Source organism: Halomonas denitrificans, from assembly GCA_019800895.1.
In the GTDB taxonomy this organism is placed as follows: domain Bacteria; phylum Pseudomonadota; class Gammaproteobacteria; order Xanthomonadales; family Wenzhouxiangellaceae.
In genome coordinates, this window is sequence record JAHVKF010000003.1 from 768,873 (window position 1) to 790,696 (window position 21,824).

The 21,824-nt window shown below is 64.4% G+C and carries 20 protein-coding genes; 11 read left to right on the forward strand and 9 right to left on the reverse strand.

Annotated elements, in window-relative coordinates:
- Positions 1-83 precede the first annotated feature (83 nt).
- The 8 genes from KUV67_12040 to KUV67_12075 all read left to right on the forward strand — a co-directional run bounded on the left by KUV67_12040 (position 84) and on the right by KUV67_12075 (position 8,787).
- Positions 84-1,004, forward strand: coding sequence for an acyl-CoA desaturase (locus KUV67_12040; protein ID MBY6205614.1), 921 nt, complete (start codon positions 84-86; stop codon positions 1,002-1,004).
- Positions 1,001-2,299, forward strand: coding sequence for an FAD-dependent oxidoreductase (locus KUV67_12045; GenBank protein ID MBY6205615.1), 1,299 nt, complete (start codon positions 1,001-1,003; stop codon positions 2,297-2,299). The genes KUV67_12040 and KUV67_12045 overlap by 4 nt, the downstream gene beginning before the upstream one ends.
- Positions 2,283-3,086, forward strand: a complete 804-nt coding sequence (locus tag KUV67_12050) for a DUF1365 domain-containing protein (protein ID MBY6205616.1) — start codon at positions 2,283-2,285, stop codon at positions 3,084-3,086. Before KUV67_12045 ends, KUV67_12050 begins: the two co-directional genes overlap by 17 nt.
- The gene (locus tag KUV67_12055) at positions 3,073-4,326 is read left to right on the forward strand and encodes a cyclopropane-fatty-acyl-phospholipid synthase family protein (protein MBY6205617.1); all 1,254 of its coding nucleotides are present in this window, start codon (positions 3,073-3,075) and stop codon (positions 4,324-4,326) included. Before KUV67_12050 ends, KUV67_12055 begins: the two co-directional genes overlap by 14 nt.
- Before the next feature lie 30 nt (positions 4,327-4,356).
- Positions 4,357-4,968, forward strand: coding sequence for a DUF2878 domain-containing protein (locus KUV67_12060; protein MBY6205618.1), 612 nt, complete (start codon positions 4,357-4,359; stop codon positions 4,966-4,968).
- The gene (locus KUV67_12065) at positions 4,965-5,993 is read left to right on the forward strand and encodes a cyclopropane-fatty-acyl-phospholipid synthase family protein (protein MBY6205619.1); all 1,029 of its coding nucleotides are present in this window, start codon (positions 4,965-4,967) and stop codon (positions 5,991-5,993) included. The genes KUV67_12060 and KUV67_12065 overlap by 4 nt, the downstream gene beginning before the upstream one ends.
- A 13-nt stretch (positions 5,994-6,006) precedes the next feature.
- On the forward strand, positions 6,007-7,341 hold the full coding sequence (locus tag KUV67_12070) for a HAMP domain-containing histidine kinase (protein MBY6205620.1): 1,335 nt from the start codon (positions 6,007-6,009) through the stop codon (positions 7,339-7,341).
- Between the two features lie 180 nt (positions 7,342-7,521).
- A complete protein-coding gene (locus KUV67_12075) occupies positions 7,522-8,787 on the forward strand; it encodes a hypothetical protein (protein MBY6205621.1) in 1,266 nt (421 codons plus the stop codon).
- Positions 8,788-9,194: 407 nt separating this feature from the next.
- Here KUV67_12075 and KUV67_12080 read toward each other — a convergent pair whose 3' ends face one another.
- From KUV67_12080 to KUV67_12095, 4 genes are all read right to left on the reverse strand, one after another.
- On the reverse strand, positions 9,195-9,662 hold the full coding sequence (locus KUV67_12080; GenBank protein ID MBY6205622.1) for a hypothetical protein: 468 nt from the start codon (positions 9,660-9,662) through the stop codon (positions 9,195-9,197).
- Positions 9,663-9,723: 61 nt separating this feature from the next.
- Entirely contained in the window at positions 9,724-9,999 is a 276-nt protein-coding gene (locus KUV67_12085; GenBank protein MBY6205623.1) for a hypothetical protein, read from the reverse strand.
- Positions 10,000-10,097: 98 nt separating this feature from the next.
- The gene (locus KUV67_12090) at positions 10,098-11,501 is read right to left on the reverse strand and encodes a DedA family protein (GenBank protein MBY6205624.1); all 1,404 of its coding nucleotides are present in this window, start codon (positions 11,499-11,501) and stop codon (positions 10,098-10,100) included.
- Between the two features lie 428 nt (positions 11,502-11,929).
- On the reverse strand, positions 11,930-12,121 hold the full coding sequence (locus KUV67_12095) for a CsbD family protein (protein ID MBY6205625.1): 192 nt from the start codon (positions 12,119-12,121) through the stop codon (positions 11,930-11,932).
- Between the two features lie 242 nt (positions 12,122-12,363).
- On the opposite strand from KUV67_12095, the gene KUV67_12100 reads away from it, so the two are divergent.
- Complete coding sequence (locus KUV67_12100; protein ID MBY6205626.1) at positions 12,364-13,566, forward strand: right-handed parallel beta-helix repeat-containing protein; 1,203 nt, start codon at positions 12,364-12,366, stop codon at positions 13,564-13,566.
- A gap of 244 nt (positions 13,567-13,810) precedes the next feature.
- Positions 13,811-14,833, forward strand: a complete 1,023-nt coding sequence (locus KUV67_12105) for a class 1 fructose-bisphosphatase (protein ID MBY6205627.1) — start codon at positions 13,811-13,813, stop codon at positions 14,831-14,833.
- A gap of 51 nt (positions 14,834-14,884) precedes the next feature.
- Here the strand turns inward: KUV67_12105 and KUV67_12110 are convergent, their stop codons facing one another.
- Together KUV67_12110 and KUV67_12115 are read right to left on the reverse strand one after the other, a co-directional pair.
- The gene (locus tag KUV67_12110; protein MBY6205628.1) at positions 14,885-16,339 is read right to left on the reverse strand and encodes an NAD(P)(+) transhydrogenase (Re/Si-specific) subunit beta; all 1,455 of its coding nucleotides are present in this window, start codon (positions 16,337-16,339) and stop codon (positions 14,885-14,887) included.
- Positions 16,340-16,343: 4 nt separating this feature from the next.
- Positions 16,344-17,918: a Re/Si-specific NAD(P)(+) transhydrogenase subunit alpha gene (locus KUV67_12115; GenBank protein ID MBY6205629.1), complete on the reverse strand. Its 1,575-nt coding sequence runs from the start codon at positions 17,916-17,918 to the stop codon at positions 16,344-16,346.
- 452 nt (positions 17,919-18,370) lie between these two features.
- Here KUV67_12115 and KUV67_12120 point away from each other — a divergent pair, with 452 nt between their 5' ends.
- Positions 18,371-18,766: a hypothetical protein gene (locus KUV67_12120; protein MBY6205630.1), complete on the forward strand. Its 396-nt coding sequence runs from the start codon at positions 18,371-18,373 to the stop codon at positions 18,764-18,766.
- A 933-nt stretch (positions 18,767-19,699) separates the two neighbouring features.
- Here KUV67_12120 and KUV67_12125 read toward each other — a convergent pair.
- The 3 genes from KUV67_12125 to KUV67_12135 all read right to left on the reverse strand — a co-directional run bounded on the left by KUV67_12125 (position 19,700) and on the right by KUV67_12135 (position 21,810).
- Positions 19,700-20,827: a hypothetical protein gene (locus KUV67_12125; GenBank protein MBY6205631.1), complete on the reverse strand. Its 1,128-nt coding sequence runs from the start codon at positions 20,825-20,827 to the stop codon at positions 19,700-19,702.
- Between the two features lie 98 nt (positions 20,828-20,925).
- A complete protein-coding gene (locus tag KUV67_12130) occupies positions 20,926-21,216 on the reverse strand; it encodes a hypothetical protein (GenBank protein ID MBY6205632.1) in 291 nt (96 codons plus the stop codon).
- Between the two features lie 117 nt (positions 21,217-21,333).
- Positions 21,334-21,810: a hypothetical protein gene (locus KUV67_12135; GenBank protein MBY6205633.1), complete on the reverse strand. Its 477-nt coding sequence runs from the start codon at positions 21,808-21,810 to the stop codon at positions 21,334-21,336.
- Positions 21,811-21,824: the final 14 nt, after the last annotated feature.

Consider the following 21,824-nt stretch of genomic DNA (forward strand, 5'->3'; position numbering starts at 1 on the left):
GCGCGGACGGTTCACGGCGGGTTCACCGGCAGCGGTGAGCATTCCACCGGCATACTACGCGCATCCGAACGAGAACCCTCTGAATGTTGAAGTCCTTCCTGGCCTGGTTCGACACCCAGCAACTCGAGTCCGACGGGATACCGGGCCGCGCCGAGCATCGGATCGACCTCGCCCGGGTCGTTCCGTTCATCGGCCTGCACCTGGCCTGCATCGCGGTGTTCTTGGTCGGCATCTCGGCGACGGCCGTGGCCGTCTGTGTCGCCAGTTACCTGCTACGGATGTTCGCGATCACGGCGTTCTACCACCGCTATTTCTCGCACCGGGCCTTCCGGACATCGCGCCCGGTTCAGTTCCTGTTCGCGTTGATCGGCGCCAGCGCGACCCAGCGCGGACCGCTCTGGTGGGCCGCCCATCACCGTCGTCACCACAAGCGTGCGGATCGATCCGGTGATCCCCACACGCCGCGCAAGGGCCTGTTCTGGTCGCACATGGGCTGGTTCCTCAGCCGTCGGCATTTCGGGACCGAGTGGGAGCAGATCCCCGACCTGGCGCGCTATCCGGAGCTGCGCCTGCTCGATCGCTTCGACCTGCTCGTGCCGATCGGCTACGCGGCCGCACTGTTCGTGCTCGGTAGCGTGCTCGAACGCGTCGCGCCGGGGCTCGGCACGTCGGGCGGTCAGCTGCTGGTATGGGGCTATTTCGTATCCACCGTCGCGCTGATCCACGTCACCCTGACGATCAACTCCCTGGCCCACCGATTCGGCCGCCGCCGCTACGCCACCCGCGACGACTCGCGCAACAACGTCTGGCTGGCCCTGCTGACGCTGGGCGAAGGCTGGCACAACAACCATCACCATTTCCCCGGCTCGGCGCGCCAGGGCTTCTACTGGTGGGAGGTGGACATGAGTTATCTCACCCTGAAGGTCATGTCCTGGTTCGGGCTCGTGTCCGACCTGAAGCCGGTGCCTGCCGGCGTTCGCGAAGCGCGTCGAGTCCGCTCGTGAGTCGAATCGCCGTCGTCGGCGGCGGCGTGGCCGGTCTGTACGCGGCCTGGCACCTGAGCAAGGACCCGCAGCACGACGTGACCTTGATCGAGGCGAACGGTCGCCCGGGCGGCCATGCCGACACGCATCGGGTCCAGGCGCCGGGCATGGCGGAACCGGTCGATGTCGATTCCGGGTTCATCGTCTTCAACCATCGTCACTACCCGCACTTCAGCGCGTGGCTCGAGCGTCTCGGCGTGGCCTCGCACGCCAGCGACATGAGCTTCGGGATCAGCTGCGAGCGGACCGGGCTGGAATACAACGCCACGACCCTGAATACCCTGTTCTGTCAGCGACGCAACCTGTTCTCGCCGCGCTTCCTCGGCATGGTCGGCGACATCCTCAAGTTCTATCGGCGCGCACCGAGGCTGCTGGACGGGATGGATGACACCCTGACGCTCGGCGACTGGCTGGACGGGCCGAGCGGCCTGGGGCGGGCCTTTGCCGACGACCACCTGATTCCCATGGCGTCCGCCTTGTGGTCGTCGCCGTCGGCCACCGTGCGCCGGTTCCCGATGCGCTACCTGCTGGAGTTCATGCGCAACCACGACATGCTGCAGGTCGACGGCCGACCCGAGTGGCGGACCGTGACCGGCGGCAGCCAGCGCTACGTCGAGGCGGCGGTCGACAGCTTCGACGGCACGCTGTGTGTCGACTCTCCGGTGCGCGCCGTTCGACGAATGGGGCAGGGCGTCGTGATCCGCCTCGACGACGGTGCGATCGAAGCGGACCATGTCGTGCTTGCCTGTCATGCCGACCAGGCGCTGGCCCTGCTCGGCGAGTCCGCGAGCGCCACGGAGCGCGATGTGCTGTCGAAGTTCCGCTACGAGGACAACGACACGGTGCTGCACACGGACGCGACCCGGATGCCGAAGCACCCGAAGGCCTGGGCCGCCTGGGTCGTGCGGCGCGACGCGGGTGGCAATGACGATGGCACTGACGAGCGTGCATCGATTTCCTACTGGATGAACAAGCTGCAGGGCCTGCCCGACGACGTGCCGCTGATCGTATCGCTGAACCAGACCGAGCGGATCGACCGGGCCAGGATCCTGAAGCGGCGCGCCTACCGGCATCCGGTCTACGACCCCGAAATGGTCCGTGCGCAGCAGCGCATCGGTGAGATCGACGGCATCGATCGGGTGTCCTTCGCCGGCGCCTGCTGGGGCTGGGGCTTTCACGAAGACGCGGTTCGGTCGGCGGTGCGGGTGGTGGATCGGATGACCCAGGTCGGGCGGGGGCGTGATGTGGCGGCCTGAGGACCAGTACGGCACCGGAACCGTGTGGCATCGGCGCGTGGCGCCCCGCGACCACGCGTTTCGCTACCGCCTGTGGTTCAGCCTGCTCGACGTCGACCGACTGGAGCAGCGCTTCGCCCGGTCCCGCCTGTGGTCGCTGGGTCGCTTCGGCCTGGTGCGCTTCCGCCGCGACGACTACTTCAAGTCGCCGCACCGGCCGGAGCAATCGCTCGGCGATGCAGTGCGCGATCGGATCGAGGAGCGGCTCGGTGTGCGTCCCGACGGAACCGTTCGAATGCTGACGCATCTTCGCCAGTGGGGCCTGGCGTTCAACCCGGTGACGATCTATTTCGCCCACGCGGCCGACGGGCCCTTGATCGCGATCCTCGCCGAGGTCCACAACACGCCGTGGGGCGAGCGGCACGCCTACGTGCTCGATGCCCGGGAGCAGCCGGGGCCGGACTACCGGTTCCGCTTCGACAAGGCCTTCCACGTCTCGCCCTTCCTGCCGATGGATCTCGACTACGACTGGCGGTTCCGGCTCCGCGACGACTCGCTCGACGTTCACATGCGAGTCACTCCCGGGGACGGAGACTCGCGCCTGTTCGACGCCGGAATGCGGCTCGCGCTGTCCGATCTCGACACCGCCTCGATGCGCCGCCTTCCGCTGACCTTTCCGCTGCTGGCCCTGAAGGTCGTCGGCGGCATCTACTGGCAGGCCCTCATGTTGTACTTGAAGCGAGTTCCGTTCCATGATCATCCCGGGGACGCGCCGATCACGAGCGAGCACACCGATGCCCGGCGCTGATTTCGAGACCGCGGCGGCGGCCGATTCGTCCGGCGCATCCCACCTCGAGCGGTGGTGTCGCGCCCGGGTGCTGGCACGCCTGGACGGCCTTGACGGCGGCCGCCTCACGATCCGCGACGCCGAGGGCGAACACGCGATCGGCGCAGAAACCGGCCTGGAGGGCGAGGTCGTGGTGCACGATCTTCACTTCTGGAAGATGATGGCGACCGGCGGCAGCGTCGGCGCCGGCGAGGCCTACATGGCGGGCCTCTGGGACAGTCCCGATCTCGTCGCGGTGATCCGTGTCCTCGCCGCCAGCCGAAGCGCCCTGGCCGAGATGGAGAAGGGCGGGGCGCGCATCTACGGCTGGTTGCTGAAGCTCCTGCACCGAAGAAACCGCAACAGCCTGGCCGGCAGCCGCCGGAACATCTCGGCGCACTACGACTTGGGCAATGCGTTCTTCGCCGAGTGGCTCGACCCGCGCATGCAGTATTCGTCCGCGATCTTCGAGTCGGCGGACGACAGCCTGGAGCGGGCGCAGGAGAACAAGCTCGCCCGGATCGCCGCGAAGCTCGAACTCGGTCCCGACGATCACCTGCTGGAGATCGGCACCGGGTGGGGCGGCCTGGCGGTCTACATGGCCCAGACCACGGGCTGCCGGGTCACGACCACGACGATCTCGAAGGAACAGCACGCACACGCGGTCGAGCGCGTTCGCGCCGCGGGGCTGGAGGATCGGATCGAAGTCCTGCTGACCGACTATCGAGACCTCGAAGGGCGGTACGACAAGCTGGTCTCGGTGGAAATGATCGAGGCCGTCGGCGCGGACTACCTCGACACCTATCTGCAGGTGATCCGGAACCGTCTCGAACCCGACGGGCTCGCGCTCGTCCAGGCCATCACGATCGAGGATTTCCGTTACGCAGATGCCCTGAAGAGCGTGGATTTCATCCAGCGCTACATCTTCCCGGGGGCCTTCATTCCCTCGGTCTCGGCGATCACCGCTTCGATGGCGCGGGCCAGCGACCTCGGCCTGGTCGAGCTGTTCGACTTCGGCGAAAGCTACGCGCGCACGCTGCGCGCCTGGCGCGAGCGTTTCGAATCGGCCTGGGCGCGGATCGAGGACCTGGGCTTCGACGAGGCCTTCCGCCGCCGCTGGCGGTTCTACCTGGCCTATTGCGAAGGCGGTTTCCGGGAGCGGGCCATCAGCGATGTACACCTGCTGATGGCCAGGCCCGGCTACCGGAAGTCCCGTGCCTGAGCCCGGCATCCCGGCCAAGGAGGCCTCGCGATGAGTCGGGCGGATCGCGATTTCTGGATCAACCAGGCGTTTTTCCAGCTGGCCTGGCCGGCCTGCGTGCTGGGCGCGGCCTACGGCACCCTCTGGCCGGCCGCGCTTCTGATCGGCGGCATGCTGGCCTGGACGCTGCACCCGGCCAACCGGCGCGCCGGCGACGTCCGGGCGCTGTCCGCGTTCGCGTTTACCGGGGTCCTCGTCGATACCCTGTGGATCCGGACCGGGGTCGTCGATTACGCGATGCAATGGCCCGTCGAGGGGTTCCAGCCGGCGTGGCTGACCGGACTCTGGATCGCGCTGGGGCTGACCGTGCATCATTCGCTCGCGGTGTTCGGGCGCCGTTGGCGCTTGTGGGTCCTCCTGGCGACCGTCGGATCGCCGCTGTCCTATGCGATGGCGTCCCGTGTCGGCGCAGTGGACTGGATCGCGCCGGACTGGGTGGTGGTGTTGTGCATGGGGCCGGTCTGGGCGGTCCTTACCGGGTCCTTGTTCCGCATCCTGGGCCCCGGTAGCGAACCCCTGGCCAGCGACGGAAGCAAGCAGGAACGCAGGGCGGCAAGGACCGCGAGCGAAGGGAAGAACACAATGGAGACTGTGCAAGGATGAGTGCCATCGACTGGGCCGAGCGGGGCTGGGTGCCCGACACGCTGATCCGCCAGGCGATCCGCCGCCTTCTACGCCAGCGATTGCGGGAAGAGTTCGTCGACGATGTCGAACGCCAGGGCGAGGTGTTCGAACGACGGATCGGCGAATTGCGAGAATCCGAAATCGCGCTTGAAACGGAGGCCGCCAACGAACAGCATTACGAGGTGCCTGCCGGTTTCTACGAACTGGCGCTGGGCCGGCACCTGAAGTACTCGTCGGCCTATTTTCCGGACGGCGTCCGTTCGCTGGACGAAGCCGAGGCCGCGATGCTGGCGCTGACCTGCGAGCGCGCCGGCCTGCAGGATGGGCAGGCCGTCCTGGAACTGGGTTGCGGCTGGGGGTCGCTGACCTTGTGGATGGCCGAACAGTACCCCGGATCGAGCATCGTCGGCGTGTCGAATTCGGCCTCGCAGCGCCGTCACATCCTTGCGCGCGCGGCCGACCGCGGGCTGGACAACATCGAAATCCTGACCTGCGATGTCAACCGCCTCGAGCTCGACCGGACCTTCGATCGCGTGGTGTCGGTGGAGATGTTCGAACACGTGCGCAATTACCGCAGACTGCTCGAGCGGATCGCCGGCTGGCTGACCGATGACGGCCAGCTGTTCGTCCACGTGTTCTGCCACCGCTTTCTCATGTACCCGTTCGAAACGCAGGGCGACGACAACTGGATGGGCCAACACTTCTTCACCGGTGGCCTGATGCCGTCGGCCGATACCTTCTTCCGGTTCCAGGACCACCTGCGGGTCACGCGACGATGGCTGGTCGACGGCCGGCACTACGCACGAACGTCCCGTGCCTGGCTGGACAACCTCGATCGCAATCGCGACGCTGCGCTGGCATTGTTCGAGAACGACGGCAGCGACGTGCCCGCGCGAATCCGGGTCCAGCGTTGGCGGATGTTCTTCATGGCCTGCGAGGAACTGTTCGCGTACAACGGCGGTTCCGAGTGGCCGGTCGCCCACTACCGGTTCGAGAGGCGGTGACGTCGTGCGCCCCTTGAACCGCCTTCTCAAGGGCAGCATCCGGACCAAGCTGATCCGGGTGTTCATCCTGCAGGTGCTGGCCATCTCGGCAGCGACGGTGCTGGGGGTCTATGCCGCCGCGCTGGTGGTCGAGCAGGTCCTGGTGCAGGAGGCATTGAACGGGGAAGCGGAGCACTTCTGGGAAAATCGCGCCGCGGATCCTGCCTTTCCGCTGCCGAACACCGACAACCTGACCGGCTACCTGAGCGGACCGGGCGCAACGGCACCGTTGCCCGACTGGCTGGCCGACCGTGAACCCGGCTTCGGGCGGGTCGAGACCGGCGCAGGCACGGCGCCGGTCCTGCATGTCTCCGAGCGCGACGGGCAGACGCTCTACCTGGTGTTCGATGAAAACCAGGTCTCGAACCTGGCGTTCTATTTCGGCATCGCCCCGCTGACCGGGGTCCTGTTGATCATCTACGTGCTGACCTGGCTGGGCTACCTGATGAGCCGGCGTGCAGTCTCTGCCATGGTGCAACTTGCCGACGCGGTGCGGAACTTCGATTTCCAGGAAGGCCGCTTCGATCAGCTCCGTCTTCAGGAAATGACCGACACCACCGATACGGAGGTTCTGGCCCTGGTCAACGCCTTCGACCAGTTCACCACACGTCTCGAGCGCTTCGTCGCGCGCGAGCGGAATTTCACGCGCAACGCGTCCCACGAGCTGCGCACCCCGCTCGCGGTGCTCAAGGGCAACCTCGACATCCTGAAGAAGAATCCCGACTCGCCGCGGCGCAGCGACACCTACGAGCGCATGGCGCGCACGGTTCGAGACATGGAATCGCTGGTCGAGACGCTGCTGATCCTGGCCCGCGAGTCCGAGTCGAAGCTGTCCTGGTCGTCGGTGGTGCTCAACGACCTCGTCGCCGAGCAGCTCGACCAGGTCCGGCGGGCCGTCGATCGTCCCGACGTGAAGACCTCGATGTCGGCCGACGTCCTGCTCGAGACCGAGGCGCCGGAGCGGGTCCTCGGCATCATCTTCCATAACCTGCTGCGCAATGCCATGACGTTTACCCAAAGCGGCGAGGTGAGCGTGCACGTCGACGCGCATTCGGTCACCGTCCGCGACACGGGCTGCGGCATGAGCGACGCCGATCTCGAGCGCGCCTTCGAACCGTTCTATCGCGCCCACGATCGCTCGAACGAGGGCTACGGTCTCGGGCTGGCCATCGTGGCCCGCCTGTGTCGCCGGTTCGGCTGGCCCCTGGAGGCTGAGAGCGAGCTGGGTGTCGGCACCTCGTTCCGGGTCAGCTTCCCCCGGGCCCGGCGGGTGGAGTTCGTCGGCAAGGACAAGCGGGCGGCAGGTTGATGCGGACGGGCCGCGTCGGCCTTTCCTCGTCGGTCCGATTTTACATTCCCGCCTCCGGACGGCATAATTCCAGGGGTCCCCGGGGGGATCGAGACGTGGGCCCGAATACGCATGCGCCGGACTTTCGGGGCCTTCGATTGCACCGGACGAATCCCAAATCCATGCAGAGGAAGTAGGTCTATGCGCGTTTCCCGATTCAAAGCCGCACTTGCGGTGACCTTGCTGGCGCTCGCCGGCCTGGCCAATGCCCAGCAACTTGCCGTCGTCAACAGCGGCCCCGCACTCTACCTGGTCGACACCTCCGGCGGCTCCTTGTCGATCCTCGACTCCGCGACCATTCCGCCCGCCGAAGTCCTGCAGATCCACCAGATCTTCCACGTCGTCCAGCACCCGACCAACGGCATGATCTACGCCTCGTCGAACAATCCGTGCTTCGACGGGACCATCGGCTGCTGGGGGAACGGGCGCGTCGACAAGTTCCAGGTCAGCGGTTCGACGATCAGCTACGTCGGCCCGGCCTACATCATGAACAACGATGCCTTCCTCAACGACGGCATCTCCTGCGCCCAGGGCACGGAGATGGACACGGGCTATCCCGGCCAGGAAGGCTTCTGTGCGCCGACCCGCATGGCCTTCTCGCCGGACGGCTCGCGCCTGTACATCGATGACGACGAACTCGACGGCATCGAGATCTTCTCGGTCGATCCCGGCACCGGCGACCTGAGCTTCCTGGCCGAGGGCGGCAGCACCAGCTATCACGGCCTGCTGTTCCAGAACGACCGGCTCTATCTCGGCAACTCGGTGTTCTCGGTCGCCGGCGATGCGGTCACCGGCGTTCTGGATGACGAGTACGGCAACGGCAACGTGCTGCTGCCGAGCGGTGCGATGATGACGGCGCTCAACAACAATGCCATCGCGGCGTACAGCCTGGCCAATCCCGACGCACCGGCCGAGATCGACCTGCTGAACATCGGCGGCGGAACGGCGGTCGATATCGCCGGCACGGCGGACGGCAGCCTGTGGGTGCTCGGCGGCCGCGACGTGCTGACCACCGTGTCGTGGGACGGCGCGACCCTGACCCAGCTCGACCAGGTCACCACGCCGACGACGCAGCGCGCTCACCGGGATGTGGCCATCATCGAAGCCGGCGGCGCGATCTATGCCCTGGTCGCCCACTTCACGCCGGAAGTCGACGCAGACTACGGCACCAACGCCACCGGCGCCCAGCTGTGGTCGATCGACCCGGGCACCGGGGCGCTGACCCAGGTCTCCGACCTGCCGCTCGCCGATGGCTGGTCGCGGGCCGCACTGCCCGTGTCCGGTGTCGTCCTGCCGGCGGCGGAAACCGTTCCGACCCTGTCGGTCGCCGGTATCGCCGTCCTGGCCCTGATCCTCGCCGCGCTGGCCGTCTTCGCCGGTCGGGCACGCTTCGGCCGGAACGGCTGACGCACGCGTTCGGATCAAGCACGACCCCAGGGCCCCGCTTCGTGCGGGGCCTTTTTTATTCGGCTGTTCAGTTCGCGGGTCGAAGCGCCGGCGCCGATCGAGCGGGTCCGTGGGCGCGGTCGCGCCGGGTGAACGGTCTCGTCCTGCCGGCTCCCTTGCCGCATCGAGAAGGCGTAGGGGCCAAGCTGCACGGCGTGCTGGAGTCGCTGGAGTCGCTGACGCGATGCGCCAGGGAAGGGCCTCGCGTCTCCGGGTGTTCCCGGTCCTGGGGCAGCGGTTACGCCTACGTAAGAGAAATCGGGCGCGGCGGGGCGAGACGTGGTGAACGCTTCAGCATCCGCTCGAGCGCAGCAGTCGTGACGGCGCAGGCGCGCCGCCAGTCGCTCCGGGGTGATTCGAACCCGGCCTCAGTCGCGGCGCGACCGACGGAGCTCTTCGGTTTCCGTGTAGCGCGAGTAGAGATCGAACAGCACGCGGCGGAACTGGGTGCTGTAACCGGCCGCTACCCCCAGCGCCAGGGTGGCGATGGCCGCCTTGTCGGGATTCCGGCGTACCCAGTCGCTCAGGACCGGGTCGGCGTGTTCGCGCAGCAGGGACTCGAGCTCGCTGCCCAGTTCCAGCTCGTCCTCGCTACGCCGCCGGTTCGACGACGCGCCTCGAACGGCGTTGGCGATGCGGGCGGTCAGCAGGATCAAAGCGATCAGGACGACCCCGCACGCTGCAGTGACCAGCGCTGCCAGGTCGGGCGGCAGCGATTCACGGAACGCGAAGTACCCCGCCACCCCGAGAAACGCCACCACGCAGAGCGCCAGGGGCACGACGAGAACGGTCACCAGCGCGCCGGTTTCGACGCGACGCTTGATCTTGCCGATCATTGCACGACTCTCCCTGATTCCGGTTTTCGAAACGTCGTTGCGCGGTTCTGCATCGGCGGGTTCAGCGGTCGAGCAGCTTGCCCAGCACGAAGCCGATGCCCAGCGCCATCGCGAGACTGGTCATCGGACGTTCCTCGATTTCCTTCTCGAACGCGCCCCACTTCTCCTTCGCCGTATCGCGGGTGCGGTCCGCCGCGGCCTGCAAGCGCTCCTTGCCTTCGTCGGTCGCGGTCTGGGCGATGCGGGAAACGATGTTGCCGATCTCGGACAGCTCGCCCTTCAGGCTGGCAAATTCCTTCTTGAGTTCTTCCAGTTCCTTTTCGGTCGCAGTTGCCATTGCAGCCTCCTGTCGTTGAATTCAATCCATCAAGCTAACACATCCGCCGCAGGCGACGGATCGACCTGCAGGCCGCCGCGCGATCGGCGCGGGTCGGCTCAGGCGGCATTCGGGTCCGGTCGCGAGTCGGTTGCCGCCTCGGTGCTCGCGAGATCCTTGTCGGCGTCTCCCGAGTCGTCGGAGTCGTTGTCCAGCGCCGTCCAGGGAAGCTCGAGAGCCGCGGCCCAGGCCATGCCGAGCGCCAGACCGAGAGCGATCCCGGATGGCGCCGCCCAGCCGGCGACCACGGTGCCGAGCCCAACCGTGAACACGATGAACGTGGCGAACGCCGCGCAGGCCACCGCACCGGCCCAGTCCTTCAATCGTGCGGTCAGCGCCGTGGCATGGACGAGCAGGGCCGCCACTGCCGCTACCGGCACGGACGGGAACTCGGCGTTCTCCACGTGTCCGGAGAGCACGAAGCGGTCGAGAAGGAACGCGCCGCCGGTCGCTCCGATCACGCCGACGCCGAAGCGCAGCGCGGCGATCCAGTCGGCGTAGCGGTACACGAGCGCCATCGCCGGGAGCATCAGGACCGCCATACCGGGCCAATGGAACGCCAGCAGCGCGGCCCGGGCGATGGCAACGGCTTCCTCCGTTCGGGTCGCGACCATCCACTCGAGCACCGGGTAGTCGATGCGCGCCAGGCCCCAGATTTCCTCGGTCTGGCTGAACACCAGTCCGGCGCCGCCGATCGCGGCAACCAGCGCCAGGAAGCAGATCGTCAGGCTGAGACCCTGGGCGAGGCGGGGATCGAGCCGACAGGCAAGCCACACGAAGAACGGCCGCAGCGCTCGGGCGATGCCGCGTGTCCCGGTGACCCGGAAGGCGAGCCGGAAGAAGGCCTTGACCCGGCGCTGGTTGGCCGCGACGCGCTTCGCGATCCAGCGGATGATCAGGGCCGTGAAGAACAGGACCAGGACCAGCATCGCGGCCGCGCCGCTGATGTCCTGGATCAGGCCCCAGGATTCGCCGAGCAGGTAGCCGAGGGTGAGAAAGGAAAACGCCCAGAGCAGGCTGGCGATGAGGTCGAACACGAAGAAGCGTCGGTAGCTCATTCCCGCGGAACCGGCCAGGAAGGGCGTGATGATGCGTGTCGGCGTGGAGATGCGCCCGACGACGATGGCCCATTCGCCCCGTCGCAGCATGAAGTCCTGGGCCTTCTGGATGGGGCCGCTCAGGAAACGCTGCAGGAAGGCCGATTGCAGCAGGTCGTCGCCGAAGCGTCGACCGAGGAAGAAGCCGGTGGCATTGCCGGCCACCGTGGCGAAGAACACGATGCCGAGCAGCGCGCCGAAGTGGACCTGGCCGCGCGAGGCGAGGATGCCGCCGGTCACGACGGCCAGCTCGCCGGGCGTGACGAACCCCAGGAAGAACGCCGCTTCGGTCCAGCAGAACACGGCGATCAGGAGGTAGACCGTCAGCGGCTGCAGTTCGAAGAGCGGATCGAGGAGCTTGTCCATACGGGTCTACTCGGCTCTGGGTCGGGTCGATCGTCCGTCGGGCCGTTCGGTGGCCGTACCGGTCTGCATCGCGCGCGAGTCGGCGGTTCGCCCCGGAGGACGCATGCGCCCATGCTCCGAGTATGCGCCCGCGGCGCGGCGGCGTGGTGGCGCCATGCAGGCACCGGTCGCCGCGCGGCTCGGCGCGACCCTGCGGCTCGAGGTCGCCTCGGGCGCCGACGCGTTCCCGGCTTCAAGCATGCCGCGCGCCGCCTCGAACGTCGTTGGACCGGTACGACATGACGGCGCGATGACCCGGGAGCGGCGGACATCGCGGCCGAGGCGGTCGGACAGTGCCTGCTCGAGACGAAAAAGGCCCGGCGGCCGCAGGAGCGGCCACCGGGCCAATGCGTGCATCACGCGTGCTGCCAATGGAGAGTCGGCGGCGTTCAGTCGACCAGATCGTTGAGCTTCTTGGCGATCGCTTCCCGGCTCTCGCCGTATTTTTCCTGGATCCGGGCGATCAGCTCGTCCTTGTTGCCTTCGGCCTTCTTGACCTCGTCGTCGGTCAGTTCGCCCCACTGCTGCTTGACCTTGGCGTTGAACTTGTCCCACTTGGCTTCTGCCTGATCGTTGTTCATGGATTGCTCCAGTGATGAATTCGGGTCGAAGTATGGGGGCAGGGCGGCCGGTCGTCATTAACCTAGGTTGATTGCTGCTACACAGGCCGTAGACCGGGCCGCCGACGGGGCGGTGAACGGTCCGGTCGCAGGCTTCGAAAACGTCCCCGGTGTCCGGTCTCGAATGCCCAACCCCGGGCCGCCGAACTGCTCTACACTGTGCGCGCTTTTTCGAACCTCTTTTCCCTTCCGGAGCTTGCCCGATGAAATTGAACCTGGTCCGGGCGCTGTGCGCCCTCAGCCTGCTGCTTGCGCTGCCGCTGCACGCCGCCGACATCAACGTGGACACCACCGTCGACGAGAGCGACGGCAGCTGTGCCGACGGCGACTGTTCCCTGCGTGACGCCATCGACACCGCCGCCGCCGGCGACCGCGTCCTCGTTCCGGCCGGCGTCTACACGCTGACGCTGGGTGCCCTGACGCCCACCGTGTCGATGGACATCCTCGGTGATGGCGCGCAGTCGACCGAGCTCGTTGGTGACGACGCGAACGGTGTCCTGGATATCACTGCCGGAACGATCACAGTGACCATCGAGGCGCTGAGCATCGCCAACGGCCGCAGCGGCCGCGGTGGCGGTGTCTTGATCCGCGAAGCCACGGTCGTGATGCGGGACTGCATCGTTCGGGACTCCGCGGGCTTCAACGGTGGCGGAATCGCTGCGGATCAATCGACCGATCTGACGATCGAGCGCTGCGCCATTCTCGACAACCTGGCCGACGGCAATTCCGGCGGCGGCATCAGCGTCGATGGATCGACGCTCACGCTGCTCGACTCCACCGTGGCCGGCAACAGCGCGCCGTCTTCGGGCCGGGTCGGCGGTGGTCTTGCCGTGTTCGGCGGTCTGCGCGGCGGCTTCGGTCCGAGCACCGTGGTCATCCGGAACTCGACGATCGTCGCCAACGACGCCGAGGACATCGGTGGCGGGATCTACGTGGGTCCGGGCGGCCATTCCGTTTCCATCAGCAACAGCATCGTGGCCAACAACCCCGGCTTCGACTGCGGCCCGGGCGTCACGTCGCTCGGCTGGAACATCGATTCCGACGGCACCTGCAACCTCGTGGCGTCCGGCGACCAGCCCTCGACCAACCCCGACCTCGGTCCGCGCGGCCTCAACGGCGGCTCCACGCCCAACTACCTGCCGAACCCGGGCAGCCCGGCGATCGACGCCGGCAACCCGGCCGCGCCGGATACCGGCGACGCGACCTGCACCCTGGCCGACCAGCGCGAGCTGGTGATCGACGGCGGTGATGTCTGCGATATCGGCGCGGTCGAGAGCGACGGCGTCCCTGCCGCCAGCGGCCCGCCGATTCCCCCGGCCGAGACCATTCCGGCGCTCGGGCCGATCGGCCTGCTGGTCCTGCTGCTGCTGATCGGCGGCCTGGCTCCGGTCGCGCTGCGCCGCTGAGGCACCCCCACCGATTCCGATGACCGGCCGGCCCGGCCGGTCATCGGTCCTCGCTTTCGTTCGTTCCCGCTACGGCCCGTTGCGCAGGCGGGTGCGGGCGAAGGTCGTTGCGACGTTCCGTCGGCAGCGCCACGTCCGCGTCGATTCGGCCCGCCTGCCGGTTGCCTCAGCGCCGGATGGGGACCGACGAGCGGCTATACTTCCGGCGGTTCGATCCTCCTGACCCATCGCCCCGGTTTTCTCCATGCGCATCGGCACCACGCTCACCAACTACACCATCAACAAGCAGAAGGGCTTCCAAGGCGCCAGCGGCACCTTCACGGGCCTGCTCAACGACATTGCCGTGGCCTGCAAGCGGATTTCCGACCTGGTCAACAAGGGCGATCTCGTCGGCGTGCTCGGCGCGGCCGAGTCCGAGAACGTGCAGGGCGAACAGCAGAAGAAGCTCGACGTGATCAGCAACGACCTGATGATCGAGGCGCTTCAGCACAACGGGCACATCGCCGGGCTGGCATCGGAGGAAATGGACACGATTTACCATCTTCCTGAAGGCGCGCAGCGCGGCAACTATCTCGTCCTGTGCGACCCGCTGGACGGCTCGTCGAATATCGACGTCAACGTCTCGGTGGGCACGATCTTCTCGATCCTCAAGGCCCCCGAGGGCGTCGAGAAGCCGACCGAAGCGGATTTCCTCAAGCCCGGCACCGAGCAGGTCGCGGCCGGCTACTGCCTCTACGGCCCGGCCACGATCCTGGTCCTCACCACCGGCGACGGCGTCAGCATGTTCACGCTCAACCGGGACTTCGGCGAATTCCTGCTGACCCGCGAAGACGTGCGCGTGCCTGAGGAGACCGCCGAGTTCGCGATCAACATGTCGTACCGCCGTCACTGGGATGCACCGATCGAACGCTACATCGCCGAGTGCCTGGAGGGAGAGCAGGGCGTCCGGGGCAAGAACTTCAACATGCGCTGGATCGCCTCGATGGTGGCCGAGGTTCACCGCATCCTGACCCGCGGCGGCATTTTCATGTACCCGGCAGATGCGAAGATCAGGGCCTCGGGCAAGGCCGGCAAGCTGCGCCTGATGTACGAAGCCAACCCGATGGCGATGCTCATCGAGCAGGCTGGCGGTGCCGCCACCACCGGCCGCCAGCGCATGCTCGAGGTGGAGCCGGACGAGTTGCACCAGCGGGTCCCGGTGATCCTCGGCTCACGATCCGAGGTCGAGCGCGTGGCGTCCTACCACGACGAAGCGGCCGCCGACTGATCCCGCGGCCGCCGGGCGGGCCGCCCGGTCGCGCCGGACGCGGTCCGACCGTCAGCCCAGCTCTTTCAGCAGCGCGTCCATCGAGTCCTTTGCGTCGCCGTAGAACATCCGCGTGTTGTCCTTGAAGAACAGCGGGTTCTCGATGCCCGAGTAGCCGGTGCCGCGACCGCGCTTGCAGACGAATACGTGGCGCGACTTCCAGACCTCGAGCACCGGCATGCCGGCGATCGGACTGCCCGGGTCGTCCTGGGCGGCCGGATTGACGATGTCGTTGGCGCCGATGACGATCACGACGTCCGTGCTCGGGAAGTCCTCGTTGATCTCTTCCATCTCGAGGACGATGTCGTACGGCACCTTCGCTTCGGCCAGCAGCACGTTCATGTGACCGGGCAGGCGGCCCGCGACCGGGTGGATCGCGAACCGGACCGACTTGCCCTGGCCGCGGAGCTTCTTGGTCAGCTCCGACACAGCGGCCTGGGCCTGGGCCACGGCCATGCCGTAGCCGGGCACGATGATCAAGCTGTCGGCATCCTGGATCGCCGCGGCCACGGCGTCGGCGTGGGCTTCGACCATCTCGCCGTCGACCGCTTCGGCCGAGGTGGTCTCGCCGCCCCAGCCGCCGAGGATCACCGACACGAACGATCGGTTCATGCCCTTGCACATGATGTAGGACAGGATCGCGCCCGAGGAGCCGACCAGCGCGCCGGTGACGATCAGCAGGTCGTTGCCGAGCGTGAAGCCGATGGCCGCCGCAGCCCAGCCCGAGTAGGAGTTCAGCATCGAGACCACGACCGGCATGTCGGCGCCGCCGATCGCCAGGATCAGGTGGCAGCCGATCGCGCCGGCGATGATCGCGACCAGCAGCATCGTCCACAGCCCTGCGCCGCCGAGGTAGAGGTAGCCGAGCGCGAAGCAGGCGATGATCGCGACAAGGTTCAGCAGATGACGGCCGGGAAGGGTGAGTGCCGCCGAGCCGAGTTTTCCGGACAACTTGCCGTAGGCGATGATCGAGCCGGTGAAGGTGATGGCGCCGATCAGGATGCCGAGGAACAGCTCGACCTTGAGGATGCTCAGTTCGACCGGCGTCTTCTTGGCGATCGTGGCGGCGAAGCCGGCCAGCTCGCCGACCGTGCCGGCGGCCTTGGCATCGAGTGCGCGGACCATCTCCAGGTGCGCGTTGATGCCGATGAAGACCGCGGCCAGGCCGACCAGGCTGTGGAAGCCGGCGACGAGTTCGGGCATCTGGGTCATCTGGACCCGCTTGGCGACGATCCAGCCGCCGATGCCGCCGGCGACGACCATCAGCGCGATCAGGATGTATTGACCGATGCCGGCCGCGCCGGTGGTCGCGGCCACGGTCGCCGCCACGGCCAGCGCCATGCCGACGATGCCGTACCAGATCGCGCGCTTGGCCTTCTCCTGGTTCGACAGCCCGCCGAGGGCGAGGATGAACAGCACGGCGGCCACCACGTAGGCGGCACCGATCAGGCCTTCATTGATCTGCATGGCCTCAGCTCCTCTGGAACATGGCGAGCATCCGGCGGGTCACCAGGAACCCGCCGAAGATGTTGACCGAGGCCATCAGGACCGATAGCGCGGCAAGGATCATCACGAGGAAGCTGCCGGAGACGATCTGCAGCAGGGCTCCGACGATGATGATCGAGGAGATCGCGTTGGTGATCGCCATCAGCGGCGTATGCAGCGAGTGCGCCACGCCCCAGATCACGTGGTAGCCGACGAACACGGCGAGCACGAACACGACCAGGTGCTGCATGAAGCTCGGCGGCGCAACGGTGCCGAGACCGAGAATCGCCAGGCTGCCCAGGCCCAGCAGCAGCCCGGTCCGGTTCAGCGTCTTCTTCAGCTCGGCGGTCTCGCGGGCGGCGCGCTGCGCGGCGGTCTCCTCCGGCTCCTTCTTCTTCGGCTTGGCGGCCGCAATGGCCTTGACCTTCGGCGCCGGCGGCGGCCAGGTGATCTCGCCCTCGTGCGTGACCAGCGCGCCGCGGATCACGTCGTCGTCCATGTTCACGACCGGCCGACCGTCCTTGTCCGGCGTCAGGTCGTCGAGCATGTGGCGGATGTTGGTGGCGTACAGGTTCGAGGCCTGGGTCGCCATCCGGCTCGGGAAGTCCGTGTAGCCGATGATCGTCACGCCGTTGTCGGTCACGAACTTCTCGTCGGCCTTCGTCAGCGTGCAGTTGCCGCCGCGCTCGGCGGCGAGATCCACGATCACCGAGCCCGGCTTCATGGCTTCGACCATGTCCCTGGTCCACAGCTCCGGGGCGGGGCGGTTCGGGATCAGCGCCGTGGTGATGACGATATCGACGTCCGGCGCCAGCTCGCGGAACTTCTCGAGCTGCTTCTCGCGGAACTCGGGGCTGGACGGCGCCGCGTAGCCGCCGGACTCGGAACCATCGCTTTGTTCCTCCTCGAAATCGAGGAACACGAACTCGGCGCCCATCGATTCGATCTGCTCGGCGACCTCGGGGCGAACGTCGAAGGCCAGTGTGATCGCGCCCAGCGACACGGAAGTGCCGATCGCGGCCAGTCCGGCCACGCCGGCGCCGACCACCAGGACCTTGGCCGGCGGCACCTTGCCGGCCGCCGTCATCTGGCCCATGAAGAAGCGACCGAAGTGGTTGCCGGCCTCGACCACCGCGCGGTAGCCGGCGATGTTGGCCATCGACGACAGCGCGTCCATTTTCTGCGCCCGGCTGATCCGCGGCACCATGTCCATGGCCAGCACGGTCATGTTTTTCGCCTTCATCTGCTCGAGCAGGTCTTCGTTGGCGGCGGGCCAGACGAAGGAGATCAGCGTCTTGCCGTCGGGCGCCTTGCGGATCTCGGCCTCCGACGGTTCGCGCACCTTGATGATGATGTCGGCCTGCTTCCAGAGCGCCTCCGCCGAATCGACGACCGTGACGCCGGCTTCGGCGTAGGCCTCGTCGGTGATCGACGCCTTCGCCCCGGCCCCGGCCTCGACCAGGCACTCGTAGCCCAGCTTCTGCAGCCGGCCCGCGCTCTCGGGCGTCAGCGCGACGCGCGCTTCGCCCGGTGCGGTCTCTTTCGGTGCACCTACTTTCATCGTTTCACTCCTAAGATCCCTTTGCCCCTCGAGTCCCGGCGCCAGCCTAAGACTTCATTATCGCGCCGACGGGCGACCGAGCGGTGAGCAACTGTAGGATGCTAGCCCCGGGCGCTCGAATCATCAAATCGACTGGCGTCGCCGGCCGCGTGCCGGTGATAATCCGCAGCGGAGTCCGCCGCGGCACCGACATCGGCCGGCAGCATGTAGGTAGGCACAAAAGAGAGGATGTCTCGGGTGGCTTGGCAGGTTTTCAGCCACTGCAAAAAGAGCCTGACATCGGTTAAACACGAGCGCTCAATAGGCTGTACATCGCTTGCCTGAACTGTGAAGATACGGTACGGATGGAAATGAGGCTCAATCAACGATGCAGCCGAGAGAGGAATGAAAAATTGAAAGACAGACGTCGAAGCGCGCTGCATTTGGCAGCCAGAGTGAGCACGATTGGAGTCGTGTTCTACATCACTCTCTTGCTCGCGGTAGCCCTCGGGATAGAAGAGAAGTCGTTCTGGGAAAAGAACTGGGATATCGTGATGGGCGGCGGGCTTGGCTGGCTGTTCGGGATCGGGGCCTTTGCCGTAGTCGGAGTCACTGTCTGGTTCGCCGGACCATTCATGGGAGCGTTTGGTCTTATTTCAATGGCGACTGGCGGGTTGCTCGGAGGTCTTGGGCTAGGCTCAGTCATTCACGTACTCAGAGATCCGTCCGATTACAACTTCAATGTGCCAGTCATCTCTGCAGTTGCCGTGGGAGGCATGATTGTTTCTTGGTTTCTGTCGAATTACATTGATATGAAAATCGAGCTAAGGGAGCGGAGGCGAGCGGCGGATATTTCCGATGCAGAGTGAGACATGCTTGTCAACGGTTTTCCTGGCTGCCCCAAAGAGATTTGGATGACTAAGATCGACCACGAGCGCAGAAATCTCGAGGATAAGGCCAAGAAGCCTGAACGTGAGCGAGTGATCGCGGGATCGAGTGAATCAAAGACACTACGAGGGGTTCGAAAGAGGGTTTGGAGTGCCGGGCATGGATATGGACCCGCACCTGCTTCCGGCTTTTCAGCATGTCCAAAGTGCAACGCGCATGTAAAAACGAGGAAGCTAAGAAAGCATATTATCGATGTTCACCGCCGCTTCAAATGCCCGGTATGCCAGACCATGTGTGAAGGCGCAACTCAACTACGTCGTCACGTCCGCCAGAAGCACGGAAAGCCTGCTCTTCGAAAGGTAAATCGATACCTGCGCTTGAAGTTCAGGTCAGGCTTTTGAGTTATAGGTTTAGAGTCCGTTCACCGTTCCTTGGCCGTCAAGTAGATTCTCGAGGCCAGTTTTACCGCGATTCCGGTGTCCAGATGATTGCGGATGACATCACGGCCCGTCTGTAGATCGAAGCCATAAAACCACTGGCTCCGAACGATGCGAGTGGTCACGTGGTAGTGCAGCGTGGTTTCGAGCGAGACAATGCGGCAGCGAGGAAGGGGCATCGGGCGGACCGAGTTTGGATCGATCTGCAGTCTGGCGCCCGAGCTCAGACGGGAAAATCGGAGAAGTGCTCGAATTCAGCTACAGAGATTTCCCAGGACATGTGTGTCCACGTTCTCTCAGAACTACAGAAATTCCCTAGAACATGGGTGTCCACGTGTTTCCATGTCGATCGGAGTCTTAAGTAAAGCCACGACCTGGCGGCTACCGCCTTAGTTCAGCTACGGTAGAGGCGACGCTTGCTTTTGGGGAGTGAATCATTGGCGGTTCAAACGTCCGCTGCAACGATTTGTTGGCTGTTCAGGAAACAGCTTCGGCGTGGATGAACCCATAAAGAAAAACCTCCCCGTCAAAATGACAAACGTGCCAATATGGGCCATCCCCCTTCAATCCTTCGACCCAATAGTCCGTGTCTAGTCGCGTCACCCCCGGTGGCGTAATCGCCGAAACTTCAGATGTGGCATCGGCTTTTGCATATACAGGAACTTCTTCTCTGGACAGATCTAAATAAAAGCGTTCATGGTGACCGGATTGGGTTGCCTGCCATGTCCGGTGCAAAGACAGCACTACATCAAGCGTAGCCGAAAATATGTACTCGATCTTTTCGGTGAGCACTTTGGCGTCCAGCTTTGCAAGGTCGTACTTTACGACCCAGTTCCCATTCTTGCGCTTAAACACCTCTGGGGTCAGTCTCCATACATTCCAAAAGGCAGTGTTGTCAGCACCCGATATCAGCAAGTGCTCATTAACCCGCGCATGGTCATAAACAATGAAACCTGTGGGCTCACGCACATTCTCCTCAATGAAATCCCTACTCTTGGCATAAAAAGGAGCGGATGACAGTCCAGCCCGCAAGCCTCTCGGCTCCCCGTCGAAGTACTCGCTTATATCGTAGCGGTGCTCAATCTCGCAGTACAACGCTTTGCGGCAAGCGATAGCACATCCCTCATGGTCGTCATTTGAAAGTGCTTCCTGGGCCTCCTTTAGTAGTTCTTTGGACTCGCCATCCCTCAATAGATCAATGGCACTAATCGATGCAAACGGGCGATCAAAAACCGATGTAGAAACCTCGTCAAAAAATTCGCGAACAGCCACTAACAAGCGGTCGCATTCATCTCGCGCAGGCTGGATTCCATAGTGCTTTGAATCAATGCGTACACGATTCAGTCTGAGCAATCTAGCTTTGAACGGAAGTTCTTTCGGTTTAATTTTCTCATTGATTAGAACAAAGTAGCGATCAAACCTGGTGTTTTGATCAACGTCGCATTGACAGTGATCTGCCAAACCGACCAAAAACGCTTCCACCGCGTCTTGCATGAGATTCGCGGCGGCAAACAGATGCATATCATTGGCTGAACGTAGCGATCCCGCCGCCAATTCATAGAGGTGACGGCTCAGAACTACCCTTCTAATTGTTTCAATATCCATCTAAGCTGGACCGTGACGGCTAACGTCTGAGTGAAGCGGCGCGGCCTTAGCCTCGGCCGGTGGAGGCCCGAAGGGCCGGAAAATGCTTGAGCGGCTTGTTATGTGTTTGCCACTAAAAGTGCCACCAATTGCAAGATGCCCGATGCTATTAGAAAGGCGAAGCCGGTAATTAAAAGCCTCTTCTTCTGCGCTCTTTCTATGTGTGCAGTTGAATTCCCAAGATTTTGAATATCTCCAGTTTGGTTTGGCATTAACTGCTGAATATTTAATTCATGACATTCTGCGACCAACGAGACGGCCGTTAGGATGCCTGTGACTCTATATGCCAAAATAATTGAGCCAATAATGCTGCTTAAGGCAGCGAGAATTTTGATTGTTTCAACAGTCATGAAATTCCCTTCTAGTATGAATTACGTTTGCGTGGACCGGCGCCGGCTTTATCGGCGTCCGCGCTGGATGCGTTGTTATGTGATCGATTCAGAGGCTCCATAGAATTTCCAGACTGGTCATTCTGGAACCCAACCGTCCTCTGTTTTCCTGAATGTATATTCATTCGAATCGAGTTTGATGGTTAGTCGCGGGTAATTTCCAGACCCATCAGTGTTGCCCGTGACCACTTTCGTTCGTTCAACGACTGCCGAATCCTGATTTGAACGATAGATTTGGTCTAGCAGGTCATTAAGAGTCATCCTTTTCTCCTCTGAAATTTCCAATGTGAACCGGCAAGAGAATTCCGTTTGGAAACATAACTCCAAATTAGGCGGCGAAAGTACCGGGTAAAGGAAACTCGTGCAAAAACCGCCGAATTTCTCCCGGTTCGCCGCTTGCCACGAAGCAGTCGCATGATTTCCCACCAGTTCTTTCCGCCAAACGCCAGTTTTATCCTGCACGATCGCCGAATAGCGCGCAACTCGTTCGGTCGGATAGAAGAACGCCCGGGCATCCCGGGCGCTTTCGTGGCGATTGAATCCGCCGTTTACCACGTGGGCTTTGCCTT